At 73.1% G+C, this 15,261-nt stretch carries 15 protein-coding genes; 8 read left to right on the top strand and 7 right to left on the bottom strand.

All coding sequences use genetic code 11. From position 1 onward, the window contains the following. Positions 1-30 precede the first annotated feature (30 nt). Positions 31-990: an ACP S-malonyltransferase gene (locus tag NITAL_RS11380; protein ID WP_052666327.1), complete on the bottom strand. Its 960-nt coding sequence runs from the start codon at positions 988-990 to the stop codon at positions 31-33. A gap of 236 nt (positions 991-1,226) precedes the next feature. Between NITAL_RS11380 and NITAL_RS11375 the strand changes: the two genes are divergently transcribed. The 3 genes from NITAL_RS11375 (at position 1,227) to NITAL_RS11365 (ending at position 3,946) form a co-directional block, all read left to right on the top strand. Next, positions 1,227-1,730, top strand: coding sequence for a hypothetical protein (locus tag NITAL_RS11375; RefSeq protein WP_157041782.1), 504 nt, complete (start codon positions 1,227-1,229; stop codon positions 1,728-1,730). 43 nt (positions 1,731-1,773) lie between these two features. Then, positions 1,774-3,012 carry a kynureninase gene (kynU, locus tag NITAL_RS11370; protein WP_052666325.1) on the top strand — a complete coding sequence of 413 codons (1,239 nt, stop codon included), beginning with the start codon at positions 1,774-1,776 and terminating at the stop codon, positions 3,010-3,012. A gap of 508 nt (positions 3,013-3,520) precedes the next feature. Next, the gene (locus NITAL_RS11365; RefSeq protein WP_157041781.1) at positions 3,521-3,946 is read left to right on the top strand and encodes a hypothetical protein; all 426 of its coding nucleotides are present in this window, start codon (positions 3,521-3,523) and stop codon (positions 3,944-3,946) included. A gap of 1 nt (position 3,947) precedes the next feature. On the opposite strand, the gene serA is transcribed toward NITAL_RS11365, so the two are convergent. After that, complete coding sequence (serA, locus tag NITAL_RS11360; RefSeq protein ID WP_052666323.1) at positions 3,948-5,531, bottom strand: phosphoglycerate dehydrogenase; 1,584 nt, start codon at positions 5,529-5,531, stop codon at positions 3,948-3,950. A gap of 285 nt (positions 5,532-5,816) precedes the next feature. On the opposite strand from serA, the gene NITAL_RS11355 reads away from it, so the two are divergent. Next, positions 5,817-7,082 carry a M15 family metallopeptidase gene (locus NITAL_RS11355; protein ID WP_157041780.1) on the top strand — a complete coding sequence of 422 codons (1,266 nt, stop codon included), beginning with the start codon at positions 5,817-5,819 and terminating at the stop codon, positions 7,080-7,082. 12 nt (positions 7,083-7,094) lie between these two features. Here the strand turns inward: NITAL_RS11355 and NITAL_RS11350 are convergent, their stop codons facing one another. Genes NITAL_RS11350 through NITAL_RS11340 form a run of 3 tightly spaced genes read right to left on the bottom strand, consistent with a single transcriptional unit; the run spans position 7,095 to position 9,659 of the window. After that, a complete protein-coding gene (locus NITAL_RS11350) occupies positions 7,095-8,636 on the bottom strand; it encodes an outer membrane protein assembly factor BamB family protein (protein ID WP_157041779.1) in 1,542 nt (513 codons plus the stop codon). A gap of 34 nt (positions 8,637-8,670) precedes the next feature. After that, the gene (locus NITAL_RS11345) at positions 8,671-9,087 is read right to left on the bottom strand and encodes a globin domain-containing protein (RefSeq protein WP_083441471.1); all 417 of its coding nucleotides are present in this window, start codon (positions 9,085-9,087) and stop codon (positions 8,671-8,673) included. After that, positions 9,084-9,659 carry a GNAT family N-acetyltransferase gene (locus NITAL_RS11340; RefSeq protein ID WP_211262347.1) on the bottom strand — a complete coding sequence of 192 codons (576 nt, stop codon included), beginning with the start codon at positions 9,657-9,659 and terminating at the stop codon, positions 9,084-9,086. The genes NITAL_RS11345 and NITAL_RS11340 overlap by 4 nt, the downstream gene beginning before the upstream one ends. Before the next feature lie 149 nt (positions 9,660-9,808). Here NITAL_RS11340 and NITAL_RS11335 point away from each other — a divergent pair, with 149 nt between their 5' ends. Further along, a complete protein-coding gene (locus tag NITAL_RS11335) occupies positions 9,809-10,573 on the top strand; it encodes a Mut7-C RNAse domain-containing protein (protein ID WP_052666320.1) in 765 nt (254 codons plus the stop codon). On the opposite strand, the gene NITAL_RS11330 is transcribed toward NITAL_RS11335, so the two are convergent. Beyond that, entirely contained in the window at positions 10,567-11,625 is a 1,059-nt protein-coding gene (locus tag NITAL_RS11330) for an HD domain-containing protein (RefSeq protein ID WP_211262346.1), read from the bottom strand. The two genes, NITAL_RS11335 and NITAL_RS11330, sit on opposite strands and share 7 nt — an antisense overlap. Positions 11,626-11,661: 36 nt before the next feature. Continuing rightward, entirely contained in the window at positions 11,662-12,165 is a 504-nt protein-coding gene (locus tag NITAL_RS11325; protein WP_052666319.1) for a MaoC family dehydratase, read from the bottom strand. Positions 12,166-12,290: 125 nt separating this feature from the next. Here NITAL_RS11325 and NITAL_RS11320 point away from each other — a divergent pair, with 125 nt between their 5' ends. The 3 genes from NITAL_RS11320 to NITAL_RS11310 all read left to right on the top strand — a co-directional run bounded on the left by NITAL_RS11320 (position 12,291) and on the right by NITAL_RS11310 (position 15,165). Beyond that, a complete protein-coding gene (locus tag NITAL_RS11320) occupies positions 12,291-13,082 on the top strand; it encodes a metallophosphoesterase (protein WP_052666318.1) in 792 nt (263 codons plus the stop codon). A 117-nt stretch (positions 13,083-13,199) separates the two neighbouring features. Continuing rightward, positions 13,200-14,252 carry an HpcH/HpaI aldolase/citrate lyase family protein gene (locus tag NITAL_RS11315; protein ID WP_052666317.1) on the top strand — a complete coding sequence of 351 codons (1,053 nt, stop codon included), beginning with the start codon at positions 13,200-13,202 and terminating at the stop codon, positions 14,250-14,252. A gap of 40 nt (positions 14,253-14,292) precedes the next feature. After that, the gene (locus NITAL_RS11310) at positions 14,293-15,165 is read left to right on the top strand and encodes an HpcH/HpaI aldolase/citrate lyase family protein (protein WP_245617675.1); all 873 of its coding nucleotides are present in this window, start codon (positions 14,293-14,295) and stop codon (positions 15,163-15,165) included. Positions 15,166-15,261: the final 96 nt, after the last annotated feature.

The raw sequence follows: 15,261 nt of genomic DNA, 5'->3' as shown, positions 1-15,261 counted from the left end.
GGACGTCCGGGTGGTGTGGGCTGCGAGGGTTCAGCGGGCCATGGCGACGACGCCGAGCTCGACGGCCAGGGCGTGGGCGTCCGCAGGCGTGGCGATGGTCCGGACCTCGAGGTCCGGGACGGTGCGCTTGGCGAGACCGGCGAGCACGCCACCGGGCCCGACCTCGACGAGGTGGGTGACACCGTCGGCGGCGAGGGCGAGCTGGACCTCGCGCCACCGGACGGTCGCCAGGACGCCACCGAGCAGCGCATCGGCGACGGCCGAGCCGGTCGACAGACCGCGGGCACCGACGCCGCTGAACAGCGGGACCTCAGGGTCACCGACCGGAACCCCGCCGAGCGCATCGGCGAGCGCCGGGACGGCCGGGCTCATCGCCTCGCTGTGGAAGGCGCCCTCCACCTCGAGCGGGACCAGGCGTCCGCCCGCGGCACGGGCCGCGTCGCGGAGGCCCGCCACGGCGTCCGGCGGGCCGGCGACGACCACCTGGCCGGGAGCGTTGTCGTTGGCGACCACCAGGTCCGGCTGGTCGGCGAGGAGCCCCTCGACGGCCTCCGGGGCGAGCTTGACCAGCGCGGCCATCGCACCGGGGTGAGCGCGGCACGCGTCCGCCATCGCGGCCCCCCGGGCCGCGACGACCCGGGCACCGGCGTCCACCTCGAGGCAGCGCGCGACGATCGCGGCGGTGCACTCACCGAGGCTGTGACCGGCGACCACGTCGGGACGGAGGCCCGCGGCCTCGAGGGCGGCCGCGGCGGCCAGGGACGCGGCGAGGATCGTGGGCTGGGCGTCGGCCGTGCGGGAACCGGTCGCGGGATCGGTGGCCAGCGCGCGCAGGTCACGGCCGGTGGCCCGGGCGACGCGATCGATGGCGCGGCCCGCGGCGACCGCGAGCGGCTCGAGCTCGGTGCGGCCGTCGGTCTGCGTCGCCTGCTCGAGGCAGCCCGTCCGCAGCGACCCCTGCCCGGGGTGGACCCACGCGACCCGTACCACACACGCTCCGTTCGACACCGACGTCAACTTCAGGACCGCCGTAGTTGACACCGACGTCAGCATCGTGTCAAGCAGGCCGAACGGGCCGTCGTCCACAGCCGGAGGCCAGGCCCTGTCGCCAGGAGCGCGCAGAGGTGCTCAGGTTGCGCTCCGCCCGGCCGATGAAGCAGGGTGTCCGAACGGTCACCGCCGCGACGTGGGCCGTGGGACACGACGGACCGAACACGGAGCACCCCGTGGACCGACTCGAACGCATCGACCGCCGCTTCGTGGACGCGGTGGATCGTGCGCTGCGCCCCCTCACGGGCTGGACCGGCCTGGACGGTGGCGCCTTCGCCGTCGCGCTCGGCGTCCTCGGCGCGGCCCTGCTGACCGCCACCGTCGCCGTCCTGGTCCGGCTCGAGGACCCCGCCGGCCTGGTGCCGCTGGCCCTGGTGGTCGCAGCGCTCGGCGGCCTCACGGCGTTCGACGTCTGGACGATCCTCAGCCAGGTGCGCGCTGCGCGGCGAGCGGCCGCGGACGGCCTCCTGGTCACCGACCCTCACGGCGTGCGACGCATCACGTGGCTGGCACTCCCCCTGTTCGTCGTCCTCAGCCTGCCGCTGTTCGCGACGGCCGGACTGGCCCTCGGGGCCACGCTCCTCGCCGCCGGGTACGCGGCGGCCGGACGCTGCCGCCCCGGCGGACGTCGCAGGCGACGGACGGTGTGGGCCCGCGGCCTCGCCGGCTCGGGCGCCTGACCCAGCGGTACGGTCCGGGGCTCGACGTCGACCGGAGCCGTCCGTGGACCGAGCACGCTGTGCCGCGTGGGACGCCACCGACCCGCTCGGCCGGGCGCGGGACGCGGTCCTCCTCCCGGACGGGGTGATCTACCTCGACGGCAACTCGCTCGGGCCCCTCCACGCGACCGTCGCCGCCCGCCTCCGCCAGGTCATCGAGGTCGAGTGGGGCCAGGGCCTGATCACCAGCTGGAACCCATCGACGCGCGGGCCCGGGTGGGTCGGCCTCCCGGCGCGGGTGGCGGCCAAGCTCGCACCGTGGGTCGGAGCCGACGCCGACGAGATCGCGGTCGCCGACTCGACCTCGGTCGACCTGTTCAAGGCGCTGGCGGCCGCCAGGCAGCTCCGCCCGGGTCGCGGCGTCCTGCTGACCGACGACGCCAACTTCCCCACCGACCGGTACGTCGCCGAGGGCCTCGCCGACCTGATCGGCGACCTCGAGGTGAGGGTGGTGCCGACCGACGAGGTCGCGAGCCACCTCGACGACCAGGTCGCCGTGCTCACCCTGACCCACGTCGACTACCGGACCGGGGCCCGCAACGACGCTGCGGCCCTGACCCGGGCGGCGCACGACGTCGGCGCCGTGACGGTGTGGGACCTGTCGCACTCCACCGGCGCCCTGGCCGTCGACCTCCACGCGTGGGACGCCGACCTCGCCGTCGGCTGCACCTACAAGTACCTCGATGGTGGCCCCGGAGCACCCGCGTTCCTGTACCTCGCCCGCCGCTGGCACGAGGTGGCCTCGACGCCCCTGCGCGGCTGGTTCGGCCACGACCGGCCCTTCGCGTTCGACCCCACCTACGTGCCGGCCACCGGTGCGGCCCGCTTCCTCGGTGGCACTCCACCGGTGCTCAGCCTGTCGGCGCTCGACGCGGCGCTCGACCTGCGCGCGGGCATCTCGCCGCTGGACGCCGAGGCCAAGGCCAGGACCCTCACCTCGCTGTTCATCGACCTCGTGGACGCGACGCTCGGCGGCCAGGTCGAGGTGGTCACCCCGCGCGAACCGGCCGCACGCGGCGCGCAGGTGTCGCTGCGCCACCCGCAGGCCGCCGCCGTGATGAGCGCCCTGATCTCCCGGGGTGTGATCGGGGACCACCGACCACCCGACCTGCTGCGGTTCGGGTTCTCGCCGCTGATCGTCCGCGCCGTCGACGTGCACGACGCCGTCGAGGTGATCGCCGACGTCCTGGCCACCGACGCCTGGGACACCCCCGAGCACCGTGCCCCCCGCACGGTCACCTGACGCTCCATCGCTCCAGTGGGAGACCAGCCGTGAAGCGGGGGACCACGAGCACAGCACAGCCAGGTACGCCTCGTCACCCGCTGAGCTCACCAGCGCCCACTATCGCGACCTGGCCACCCCGCCCGGAACCGCCAGGATGCGCCGGTCACGGCTCGGGTGGCGACGTGTGCACCGGTGTGTCCTTCGCCACGTCCGCCAGAAGCTGGGCTGGAGCCCAGGTTCTGGCAGGTCGGAGCGCGTCGTGCCTGCCGCCGTGACCGTTCTCTGGGCTGGAGCCCAGTTCTTGGTGACAACGCTCGTTGGGGCGCGTCAGGAGGGAGGTAGCACGCGTCGGTAGCGGATCTCCTCGATGTTCACCCCGTGGACCTGCTCGACGCGGCGCGCTCCGACGACGTTCGACCGGGAAGCGCTCACCATGCGGACGACCCTGCGAGGAACCACGACTAGCGTACGAAGCTCGGCTGCCGATCGGCGGGAGCGGCGGTCGGGACGACGGGGAGTCCTTCCGATGCGCGGTCCGAGGCCTCACACGACCACGGTGGTGCGCCAGGTGTGGTGGAAGCGCAGGGGTGTGTGGCTCGGCGCCTCGTTCGTGGTCCAGGGCACGCTCGCCCTGCGTTCCCCCTTCGCGCCGTCCTGGGTGGCGTGGGCGGGGTACGTGCTACTAGGCGTCGGGGTCGTCGTTCTGACCACTGGCTGGCGAGAAGGCGTCGAGATCAACGACAGGGGTGTCGAAGCGCGCCGACTCGCCCGCCGAGAGAACCGCGTGGCGAGTTGGGACGAGATCGAACGGTTCGACCTCCGACCGGCGCCCGTGGCCGTTCTCCACGACGGTCGAACCGTGACGCTGTTCGACTGGGCCGGCGACGCGGAGGTCGTCCTCGAACGCCTCGAAGCTGAGCGCGAGGCCCGCTTGCGAGCGCGGTTCCGGTGACTCAGATGAGGGTGATGGCACGTCCCTCGCGGGCACCGATGCGCTCGGTCAGGGCGGCGAGCACCTCGCGCGGGACGGCCTCGTCGAGCGACAGGGCCATGATCGCCTCGCCGCCCGCCGCCAGCCGTCCGACCTGGGCCGCCGCGATGTTGACCCCTGCCTCGCCGAAGCCGGTGCCGACCGTGCCGATGATCCCGGGGCGGTCCTCGTAGCGGAAGAAGGCCATGTGGTCGCTCGGCTCGACGTCGACCGGGGTGTCCCAGACCTCGATGAGCCGCTCGCGGTCGCCGGGGTGCACGATCGTCCCGGCGACCCGGACCGTGCGACCCTCGCGGGTCAGACCCGAGACCCGCAACACCGACACGTAGTCCTCCGAGTGCGGGTCGGAGATCTCACGCACCGACAGGCCCCGCTCCTCGGCGAACAGCGGGGCGTTGACGAAGGTGACGGGTTCGCTGACCACGGCCGCCAGCAGACCCTTGATGACCGACAGCGCCACGACGCGGGTGTCCTCGTCGGCGATGGCGCCAGCGGCCTCGACGGTGACCTCCCCGGTGAGACCCTCCTCGGCCAGCGCCGCGAGCAGACGGCCGAGCTTCTCACCGAGCGGCAGGAACGGCTTGACCGCGTCCGGCACCGGCCCACCCTGGACGTTGACGGCGGACGGCACGAGCTCGCCCTTCAGGGCCAGGTCGACCGCCTCGGCGACCTGGACGCCGGCACGGTCCTGCGCCTCCTCGGTCGAGGCGCCGAGGTGGGGGGTCACGATGGCGTTGGGCAGCCCGAACAGCGGCGAGTCGGTCTTCGGCTCGGCGTCGAACACGTCGACCGCGGCCCCGGCGATGACGCCGTCCTGCAGGGCCTTGGCCAGGTCCTCCTCCACCACGATGCCGCCGCGGGCGACGTTCAGCAGGCGGGCGGTGGACTTCATCTTGGCGAAGCGGTCGGCGTCGAACATGCCGAGGGTCTCGGGCGTCTTCGGCAGGTGGATGGTGATGAAGTCGGCCTCGGCCAGCACCTCGTCGACGGTGTCCACCAGCCGGACACCGATCCGCGCCGCACGGTCCGGCGCCACGAAGGGGTCGTAGGCGACCAGACGCATCCCGAAGGCGTGGGCGCGCTGGGCCACGAGCGTGCCGATACGGCCGAGCCCGAGCACACCGAGGGTCTTGTCGTGCAGCTCGGTGCCGTTCCAGCGGCTGCGCTCCCAGCGGCCCTCCACCAGGGCCGCGTGGGCCTGCGGGACGTTGCGCGCGAGGCTGAGCAGCAGGGCGAGGGTGTGCTCGGCGGCCGAGACCACGTTGGACTGCGGGGCGTTGCAGACCACGACCCCCGAACGGGTCGCCGCATCGATGTCGACGTTGTCCAGGCCGACACCCGCGCGGCCGACGACCTTCAGTTCGGTCGCGGCGGCGATCACGTCGGCGTCGATGATGGTCTGCGAGCGCACCACGATGGCGTCGTAGCCCGGCACGGTCACAAGGAGCTCGTCCTTGCTGAGACCGGTGTTGACGTCGACCTGGTGATCGACGGCGAGGGCGTCGACACCCGCCTGGGCGAGCTTGTCCGCGACGAGGATGCGCACGGGGGACCTTCCGGGTACGGGGAGCGGGAGCGGCGCGAGGGCGCCTGGAGGATGCCTCGAGGGTACGCCGGGTCCGCGGCGCGGGGGAACCGGACAGGGCGGACGGTGCGGTGCTCAGCCGTGACGCCAGCGCCGCCACGCCGCCCACCCCCCCGGTTCGGGGGTCGTCGCCAACGGGCGGGAACCGGTCGTGCTCACCTGGACGTTGCTGTTACCGAGCGGGTTCGCGGCGACCTCGACCGGGTGCGGTCGCTACCGTCGAAGATCGCCGAGTGGGAGAGCTGCGTGCCTCGTCGCCACGTGTCGTTGATCGCCGTGGCCCTCGTGGCCTCCACGTCCGCCGTCGGATCGAGCCAGCCGGCAGCCGCGGCCGCGGACCTGTGCGCCGGCGCACCGCGGGCACCCTACGTGGACGTCCCGGACGCGCACACGCACGCCGACGCCATCGACTGTCTCCACGGGCTCGCGGTGATCCGCGGGCGGCTCGTCGACGCGTTCGAGCCGGCCACGAGCCTGCGGCGCGACCAGATGGCGACCATCATCGCCGGGTCGATCGAGGCCGCGGGGGGCCGCCTGCCAGCACCGGACCGCGGCGCGTTCCCCGACGTGTCGAGCGGCCCGCACCGGGACGCCATCGAGCGGCTGGCAGCCGCCGGCATCGTCGAGGGCCGGGCCGACGGCAGCTACGCCCCGGGCGCCCACGTCCCACGCGGCCAGATGACGGCCTTCCTCGTCCGAGCCCACGACCACGTCCTGGGCCCGTCGGACGAACCGGCGCCGTCGGCCTTCGAGGACACCGCCGGCCACCCGCACGAGGCGACGATCGACCGGGCCGCGCAGCTCGGGCTCGCCTCGGGGAAGACCGCGACGCGGTTCGCACCCCAGGAGCTGACCCTCCGCGGCCAGACGGCGACCTTCGTCGCCCGGCTCCTGCACCGTTCCGCCGACGCCGGTGTCATGACGGCGCCGCGTTGGGGCTTCACCTCCAGCGTGCACCGCATCTCGGCATCCCTGGAGCGGCAGATCACCGGCAGCTCCTGGCACGCGGGCCGAGACTGCCCCCCGTTCACCGACCTGCGGTTGCTCGAGATCGTCCACCGCGGGTTCGACGGTCGCGACCGGGTGGGCCTCCTGGTCCTGCACCGGGACGCGGTGGCCGACGTCCGGGTGGCGTTGACCCGCTCTTACGAGGCGGGCTTCCACATCGAGCGGATGCGGCTCGTGGACCGCTACGGCGCCGACGACGACCGGTCGATGGCCGCCAACAACTCCTCGGCGTTCAACTGCCGCACCGTCAGCGGGTCGACCCGTTGGTCCGAGCACGCCTACGGGCGGGCCATCGACATCAACCCGGTGCAGAACCCCTACGTCGCAGGCAGCACCGTCGAACCGGAGGCGGGTCGTGCCTACCTCGACCGTTCGAACGTCCGCCGGGGCATGCTGGTCAGAGGGGACGCCACCGTGACCGCCTTCAAGGACCGTGGCTGGGGCTGGGGTGGGGACTGGTCATCGATCAAGGACTACATGCACCTGTCGAGCACGGGCCGCTGACGCCGCGGCTCTTCAGCGCGGGACCCGCAGGGCGGTGAGCACGTCGTCGCTCCACAGGACCAGGACGCCGTCTAGCGACGCCGGACGACCGTGCTCGTCGCTGGTCACCACGCTGGTGCCAGGTGGGAGGTGGGCCACGACCTCGTCGCTGCGGGTGTCGACGACCACGAGGTCGCCCCGCCCACCCCTCGGGTCGGTGTCTCGCAGCTGCAGCGGCCCGAACCACCCGGCGTGGAAGCCCTCCTCCGGAGAGTCGACCCGGGTGTTCGGGGGTCGCGTGCGTGCCAACTCGGAACCGTCGCGCCGGTCCAGGGTGACGGTGCCTCCCGCGCAGGTGGTGAGCACGACCGTGGTGGTGCGCAGCTGCGCCGGCTCGTCGCAGCCGGTGAGCTGACCACCGGCCCGCCACACCTCGCCGTCCTCGTCGACGAGCACCAACTCCGAGCCGAGCCCGATGCTCGCCAGCAGGGTGTGCCGGTCGTCGCTGGCGATGCCCCGCGCCACCACACCCAGCGGCCGCCCGTCCCGCAGCGACCACACCTCGGCTGCTGGCGAGCGGGGCAGGACGAACACGACGTGCCCGAACGCCCCCGCGTCACCGCCCCGTGCCCGGTCGAACGCACCCTCCTCGCTCCAGCGCAGGTCACCGGTCGGCTCGATGGCCCGGACGCTGCCGTCGACCACGGCCACCACCGTGACGCCACCGTCGCCCAGGGACGCGCTCCAACCCTCCTCGCGCCACAGGATGGCGCCGGTCGCCGCCTCCAGACCCAGGGCGATGTCACCGAACGACGAGCTGTCGCCACGCTCCGACGCCCGTGTCACACCCGTCACGACCAGCACGTCATCGACGAGATCCACCTGCCGCAGCCGCACGTCCCACAGCTCGGGGCTCCGCCACCGCTCCACCCCGGTCTCCAGCTCGCGTGCGGCCAGCTCCCCGCCGACACGGTGTAGCACCAGATCGGTGGAGATCGTCAGCCCACCGCCCTCGAGGCGGTCATCCTCGACCTCCCACTCCACCGACCCGTCACGCAGGTCGCGGGCGGTCAGCGACCCGCCCGAGACGTCCTCGACCACGACGCGCCCGCCGCCGGCGACCACCTCCGCAGACCGGCCGAGTCCCGAGGCCACCCACCGGAAGCAGCTGAGGTCGCCGTCCTCGACGCCACCGTCGCCGCACGTCGGCTCGCGCACCGGCGGCGGGAACGCGGGACCGCCGCGGACGAGCCCGTCCAGCGTGTCGGCGTCCAGCCGGGTCACGTCCTCCGTCGGCACGGGCGCTGCGGGCGGCACCGTCGGCGCGGGAGGGCGGTCCGCCAGGACGCCGGCGACGGCCAGCGCCAGGACCACGCTCAGCAGGCTCACGACGGCGAGGAGGGGGCGACCGCCCACGGTCGCCGGCCGGGGCCGCACCGCGGGACGCGTCGGGACGGCCGCGTCGAGCGCATCGCCGCAGCTGCCGCACCACCGGGCGTCGCGCGAGCGCACCTCGTCACCGCAGGTCGGGCAGCGCCGCACGCGGATCGACCTGCCACCCGCTCCCCTCATCATCGAACGAGGGTACGGCGGCCATCGTCGGGTGCTGCTAGCCGTCGGTGAGGTCGCGCACCTCGTCGGGCAGCTGGTTGATCAGCGTGGGGGTCGCACGGGCGACGTAGCCGAGCAACTGGTCCTCGACGTCCGCCCCGAACCGGAGCTCGCGGATCGAGGCGGCCATCAGCTCGGCCCACCGCAGGGCTGCTTCGGGGGTGATCGGGAACGGGGCGTGCCGCATCCGCAGACGGGGGTGGCCGTGCTCGCGCGAGTAGACGTCCCCGCCACCCCAGTACTGGGCGAGGAACAGCGCGAGGTGGCGCTTGCCCGGTTCGAGGTCCTCGGGGTACATCGGGCGCAGCAGGTCGTCGGCCTCGACCCGGCCGTAGAACGCCTCGACGAGGGACTCGAACGCCTCCATGCCGCCGGCACGCTCGTAGACGGTGACCTCGGGGGGCCCCGCGCTCACGACGTCACCTCGGGGTCGGCCGGCAACCCGGGCAGACCGAGGTCGCGCTCGTAGAAGGCGACGTCGAGGTAGCGGCCGAACTTGTGGCCCGCCTCGGTGAGCGTGCCGCGGTGCACGAAGCCCCACCGCTCGTGGAAGCGGACGGACACGTCGTTGGGCAGGGCGATCACCGAGTACGCGCGGTGGAACTCGCTGTCGGCGAGGCGGTCGAACAGCGCGCCGTAGAGCGCACTGCCCGCGCCGACCCCGGCGCTGTCGGGGGCGACGTACACCGACAGCTCGATCGAGCGGTGGTAGGCGGGCTTGGGGCGGAACGCCTGGGTCTCGACGTACCCGGTGACCTCACCGCCTCGTTCGGCGACCAGCAGGTCGTAGGGCCCGGCGATGACGCCGCTCTCGAAGCGTTCGAGCCACTGGCGAGGTGTGCGCACCTCGGTGTTGAACGTGGTCGTCGTGCGTAACACGAAGTGGGTGTAGATGGCGGCGACGGCGGGGAGGTCGGCCGGGGTGGCGTCACGCACGACGAGGTCGGGACCCGCGGGGTCCGGACGCATCGGTGCGGCGGTCGTCATCACACGCCGCACGGTAGCGCCCCCCTGGGGAGGCTTCGGCGCGCGCTGACCGCCAGGAGGGTCACCGGCGACCGCGCACACCTGAGCCCCGCTCGCGGGCCACCCGCCGACTCTGCCACCCTGGGTCGACCCCGATCCGCTGGAACACCGTGCCCGCCGTCACGCTCCGCCTGTACGCCGACCTGGCCGAGCTCGCCGGCAACGCCCACCACCTGGTCCCCGTGCCCGAGCCGCGGTCGATCAAGGACCTGGTCGAGTCTGTCGGTGTCCCTCACGTCGAGGTGGCGCTCCTGCTGTGCGACGGCGTACCGGTGACCTTCGACCACCGTCTCCAGGGAGGTGAACGCGTCAGCGCGCTCCCGGCGCTCCAGCACCTCGGTCACGAGGGTGTGCCGCTGGCCGCGCCACCGGCGCCGGCTGAGCCGCGGTTCGTGTGCGACGTCCACCTCGGCACCCTCGCCCGGCGCCTGCGCCTGCTCGGTCTGGACACCCGCTACGACCGGTCGTGGGACGACGCGGTCCTGGCCGGGGTGGCCGCGCACGAGGACCGGGTGCTGCTGTCACGGGACCGGGGTCTGCTCAAACGGCGCTCGGTCGCGCACGGGTACCTGCCTCGCTCCGACGATCCCGACACCCAGGCCACGGAGGTCGTCCACCGCTTCGGGCTGGGGCCGCACCTGGCACCGTCGACCCGCTGCGTGCGGTGCAACGGCGTCCTCGCGCCGGTCGATCGCGAGGAGGTCTGGGACCGCATCCCACCGCGGACCCGCGCCGCGATCGACCGCTACGCCCGCTGCACCGGGTGCGACCGGCTGTACTGGCCGGGCTCGCACCACGACGCGCTCGCCCCGTTCGTCGAGCGGGCGCGGGCGGCCGCCGCCGGCCGCCACCCGGTCAGCGGCCAGCGTCAGTAGAGCCCAGCGGGACGGAACCGCTCGTCGTGCAACCGCATGGCGTACTTGTCGCTGGTGCCCGCGACGTAGTCGACCGCGGCCTGCAGGTCGCTGCTGTCGGCGAGCCGGTAGGCGGCCGGGATGGCGTCCGGCCGCGCGGCGTACCACTCGACGAGGTCGCGGATGACCCGGACGGCCCGCGCCGAGTGCGCTCGCGCCTCGTCGCGCAGGTAGACGCGTTCGAACATCCAGTCTCGCAGCTCGTTCATCAGCGCCAGGGCCCCGGGGTCCATCGTGACCCGACCGGCCGCCAACGAGTCGCTGACCACCTGGTGGATCATCGCGTCGATCCACGCCGGTCCCGGAGGGCCGAACGCGTCGCGGAAGCGTGCCGGCACGTCGCTCGGCGCGATCACCCCCGCCCGCACGGCGTCCTCGACGTCGTGCGCGAGGTAGGCGATCCGGTCGGCGTACCGGCACACCCACCCCTCGGCGGTGATCGGGGGCGGGTCGTTCTTCCACGAGGACTGCGAGATCCCGTCCCGGGTCTCGACGGTGAGGTTGAGCGGCTCGAGCTTCTCGACCACGCGGACCCCGTGGATGGCGTGCTGCCACTCGCCCTCCACGTACGGGGTCAGGGCCTCCTCACCGGTGTGCCCGAACGGCGCGTGACCGATGTCGTGACCGAGGCAGATCGCCTCGGTCAGCGCCTCGTTCAGGGCCAACGTCGTCGCGATCGCCCGGCCGACCTGCGCCACGGCGAGGGTGTGGGTGAGCCGGGTGACGAAGTGGTCACCCTCCGGGTTGAGGAAGACCTGCGTCTTGTGCTTCAGGCGGCGGAACGCCTTGCTGTGCAGGATCCGGTCACGGTCGCGCTCGTACGCGGTGCGGTGCTCGTCGGGTTCCTCGGGCACGTCGCGTCCCCGCGTGTCCGACGCCTTGGCCGCGATCGCCGACAGCTGCTCGTGCTCCTCGGCCTCGCGGACCTCGCGGGTACGTCGTCGCAGCGCCGGCGTGGCCGCGCCCGGAGCGGGCGCAGCCGTCGGCGGGGTCAGGGCGGCATCGGGGGTCACGGACGGGACGCTACCGCCCGCCCGTGCCGCGGTCGCTCAGACCTTCGGTTCGGGGCGGCCCGGGTGGCCGTCGAAGCCGTGGCCGCGCTTGGGAACCAGGACGCTGCGGACGAACTCGCAGACCACGGTCCCGTCCTGCTTGTAGCCGATGGTGCGGACCTTGACGATGCCGCGGTCGTCCTTCGACTTCGACGCACGCTTCTCGAGCACCTCGGTCTCGGAGTAGATGGTGTCGCCGTGGAAGGTCGGGTTGGCGTGCTTGAGCGACTCGATCTCGAGGTTGGCGATGGCGCGGCCCGACACGTCCGGGACCGACTGACCGAGCACCACCGAGTAGACGAAGTTGCCGACGACCATGGCGTTGCCGTGCGGGGTCGCCGCCTCGGCGTAGTTGTCGTCGCTGTGCAGCGGGTGCTGGTTCATCGTCATGGCGCAGAAGAGGATGTCCTCGGCCTGGGTGATGGTCTTCCCGGGCCAGTGCTTGTAGACGTCCCCGACCTCGAAGTCGTCGAGGTAGCGACCGAAGTCTGTGGTGGGCATCGTGGCTCCTCGGTGTCGGTGCGGGAGAGGTGGCATCCTCGTCGCCACCACCGGCCGGCGCCAACTCGGTGTGGGACCGAACCTCCGCCGACCGCGAAGGCCACACCCGCCGCAGAGGAGCCACCGTGCACGTCGTCGCCCACCTGAGCGACCCGCACCTCGACGGCTCCCAGGTCACGCGAGACCGCTTCCTCGGCGTCGTGGACCACGTGCGCCGCTCGACGATCCCGATCGACGCGGTCGTGGTGACCGGTGACGTGCTGCAGGACGACGCCACCGCCGAGTACGCCCTCGTGCGACATGCCCTCGATGACGGACCACCGTGGGCGATCTGCCCCGGCAACAGCGACGCGCGCGCGGCCTTCCGCGCCGCGTTCGCGACGGAGGGCACCGCGGAGGCCAGCCCGGGGGACGCCGGCGACGACACGGCGCCGGTCGACCAGCTGCTCGACCTCGGTGACCTGCGCGTGGTGCTGCTCGACTCGCTCGTGCCCGGCTCGATCCACGGCGAGCTGCGCGACAGCAGCCTGTCGTGGCTCGGGGACCGCCTGGGCGAGCGTCCGGGGGTGCCGACACTGGTGGGCTGGCACCACCCGCCGGTCGCGCTCGGGCACGCCGGCATCGACCCGCTCGGACTGCAGGAGCCGGACCGCGTCGCCGAGGTGCTGCGCGCCGCCGATGATGTCGTCGCCGTGCTCGTCGGCCACGCACACGCCGCGGTCGCGACCACGTTCGCCGGGCACCCGCTGCTGGTCGCGCCCGGCATCCACTCCCAGCTCGTGCCCCCGTTCGAGGTCACGCACGAGGGTCCACCGTTCGTGGACACGACCCAGCCCCCGGGCTTCGCCGTCCACGTCGTCCACGACGACGGGCGCATCACGAGCTACTTCCGTCTCCTGACCCAGCTCGCCGGCTGACCGACCGGCGTGCAGGCGCCGGCGGGCGCCACCGGCCCGCCGGCCGAGCCTCGATTCCTCGACGCGGGCGGTGGCGACCTAGGTTCGCCACGCCCTACCCCCGACGTGGAGCCTCCCGTGCGCAGCCCGAAGGACTTCTTCAAGCCGCTGGCCCTCGGTGCCCCCGAGCCGCTGCGCGAGGTGCCGGCGCGGCCGTCACGGATGATCCACTTCTTCGACCCGTCCAACCCGAAGATGGTCGACAAGGTCCCGAGCATCGCCCCGAAGGTCGACGTGCTGCTCGGCAACCTCGAGGACGCCATCTCGGCGGACAACAAGGAGGCCGCCCGGGACGGGCTCGTCGAGGTCGGACGGACGTGGGACCCCGCCACCGGCACACAGCTGTGGACCCGGGTCAACGCGCTCGACTCGCCGTGGCTCCTCGACGACCTGACCACGCTGGTCACCGAGATCGGCGAGCAGCTCGACGTCATCATGGTCCCGAAGGTCGAGGGCGCCGAGGACATCCACTTCGTCGACCGACTGCTCGCGCAGCTCGAGGCGAAGGCGCGCCTCGACCGGCCCATCCTCGTCCACGCCATCCTCGAGACAGCGCGCGGTATGGCGAACGTCGAGGAGATCTGCCTCGCCTCGCCCCGGATGCAGGGGCTGTCGCTCGGACCGGCGGACCTCGCCGCGGACCGTCGGATGAAGACCACACGCGTCGGCGGTGGCCACCCCGGCTACCTGGTGCGCGAGGACCCCGTCGACGGCGACATCGACGGCCAGCGCCCCACCTACCAGCAGGACCTGTGGCACTACACCGTGGCCCGCATGGTCGACGCCTGCGGGGTCGCCGGGATCCTGCCGTACTACGGACCTTTCGGCGACATCAAGGACGTCGTCGCGTGCGAGGACCAGTTCCGCAACGCCTACCTGCTCGGGTGCGTCGGCGCGTGGTCGCTGCACCCGGTCCAGATCGACATCGCCAAGCGGGTCTTCTCCCCCGAGGTGGACGAGGTGGTCTGGGCCAGGAAGGTCGTCGAGGCGATGGGCGACGGCACCGGCGCGGTGATGATCGACGGCAAGATGCAGGACGACGCCACCTACAAGCAGTGCCAGGTGGTCCTCGACCTCGCCACCAGCCTGGCCGAGCGCGACCCCGACCTCGCCGAGGCGTACGGCCTCTGACCTGGCTCGCCTCGCCGCTCAACGTACGGAAGGCTCCCTCGTGACCACGTTCCGTCCCCGCCGCTCGGTCCTGTACATGCCCGGCGCCAACGAGCGGGCCCTCGAGAAGGCCAAGGGCCTGGCGGCCGACTGCCTCATCCTCGACCTCGAGGACGCGGTCGCGCCGGACGCGAAGGCCGAGGCGCGCGACCGGGTCGCTGCCGCGGTGCTCAGCGGCGAGTACGGGCACCGTGAGGTCACCATCCGCGCCAACGGTCTCGACACCGGGTGGCACGCCGACGACGTGGCGGCCATCGCCGGTGCCGGCCCCGACGCGATCGTGGTCCCGAAGGTCAGCTCGGCGCAGGACGTCCACGCCGTGGAGGCGGCGCTCGAGAAGCACGGTGCCCCGGACCAGACCACCATCTGGGCCATGCTCGAGACCCCGGCAGCGGTCCTGCGCGCCGACGAGATCGCGTCGGCCTCCGAGCGACTCACGGGTCTGGTGCTCGGCACCAACGACCTCGTCAAGGAGCTCCAGGCCGAGTTCGTCCCCGGCCGTGCCCCCCTCGTGCCGCACCTGGCTCGCTGCGTCCTGGCCGCCCGGTTCGCGGGGAAGGTCATCTTCGACGGGGTCTTCAACGACCTCGACGACGCGGACGGGTTCACGGCCGAGTGCCAGCAGGGCCGCGACCTGGGGTTCGACGGCAAGACCCTCATCCACCCCAAGCAGCTCGATCCCTGCAACGAGGTCTACGCGCCGTCGCCGGCACAGGTCGCGCACGCACGCGAGGTCATCGCCGCCTTCGAGGCGGCCCAGGCCGAGGGCCGCGGTGTGGTCACCGTGAACGGACGGATGATCGAGAACCTGCACGTCGAGCAGGCCCAGCGCACGGTCGCCCAGGCCGACGCCATCGCCGCCGTGAGCGGCTGACCGTCACCACCGCGCGCTCGTGGCACCCGCGAACAGCCGTGAGGCCTCCCGAGCGCCGGTCGCCACGTCGAACCGGATGGGCGCGCGCCAGGCTGG

Source organism: Nitriliruptor alkaliphilus DSM 45188, assembly GCF_000969705.1.
In the GTDB taxonomy this organism is placed as follows: Bacteria; Actinomycetota; Nitriliruptoria; order Nitriliruptorales; family Nitriliruptoraceae; genus Nitriliruptor; species Nitriliruptor alkaliphilus.
Note: the sequence above shows the minus strand (reverse complement) of the source record. Positions and strands in the feature narration are given on the sequence as shown.

Bases quoted from the DNA above. Each gene is read 5' to 3' on its own strand.
- NITAL_RS11365 (WP_157041781.1), top strand. From the start codon at position 3,521: ATGCGCGGTCCGAGGCCTCACACGACCACGGTGGTGCGCCAGGTGTGG.
- NITAL_RS11350 (WP_157041779.1), bottom strand. From the start codon at position 8,636: ATGATGAGGGGAGCGGGTGGCAGGTCGATCCGCGTGCGGCGCTGCCCG.
- NITAL_RS11340 (WP_211262347.1), bottom strand. From the start codon at position 9,659: ATGACGACCGCCGCACCGATGCGTCCGGACCCCGCGGGTCCCGACCTC.
- NITAL_RS11325 (WP_052666319.1), bottom strand. From the start codon at position 12,165: ATGCCCACCACAGACTTCGGTCGCTACCTCGACGACTTCGAGGTCGGG.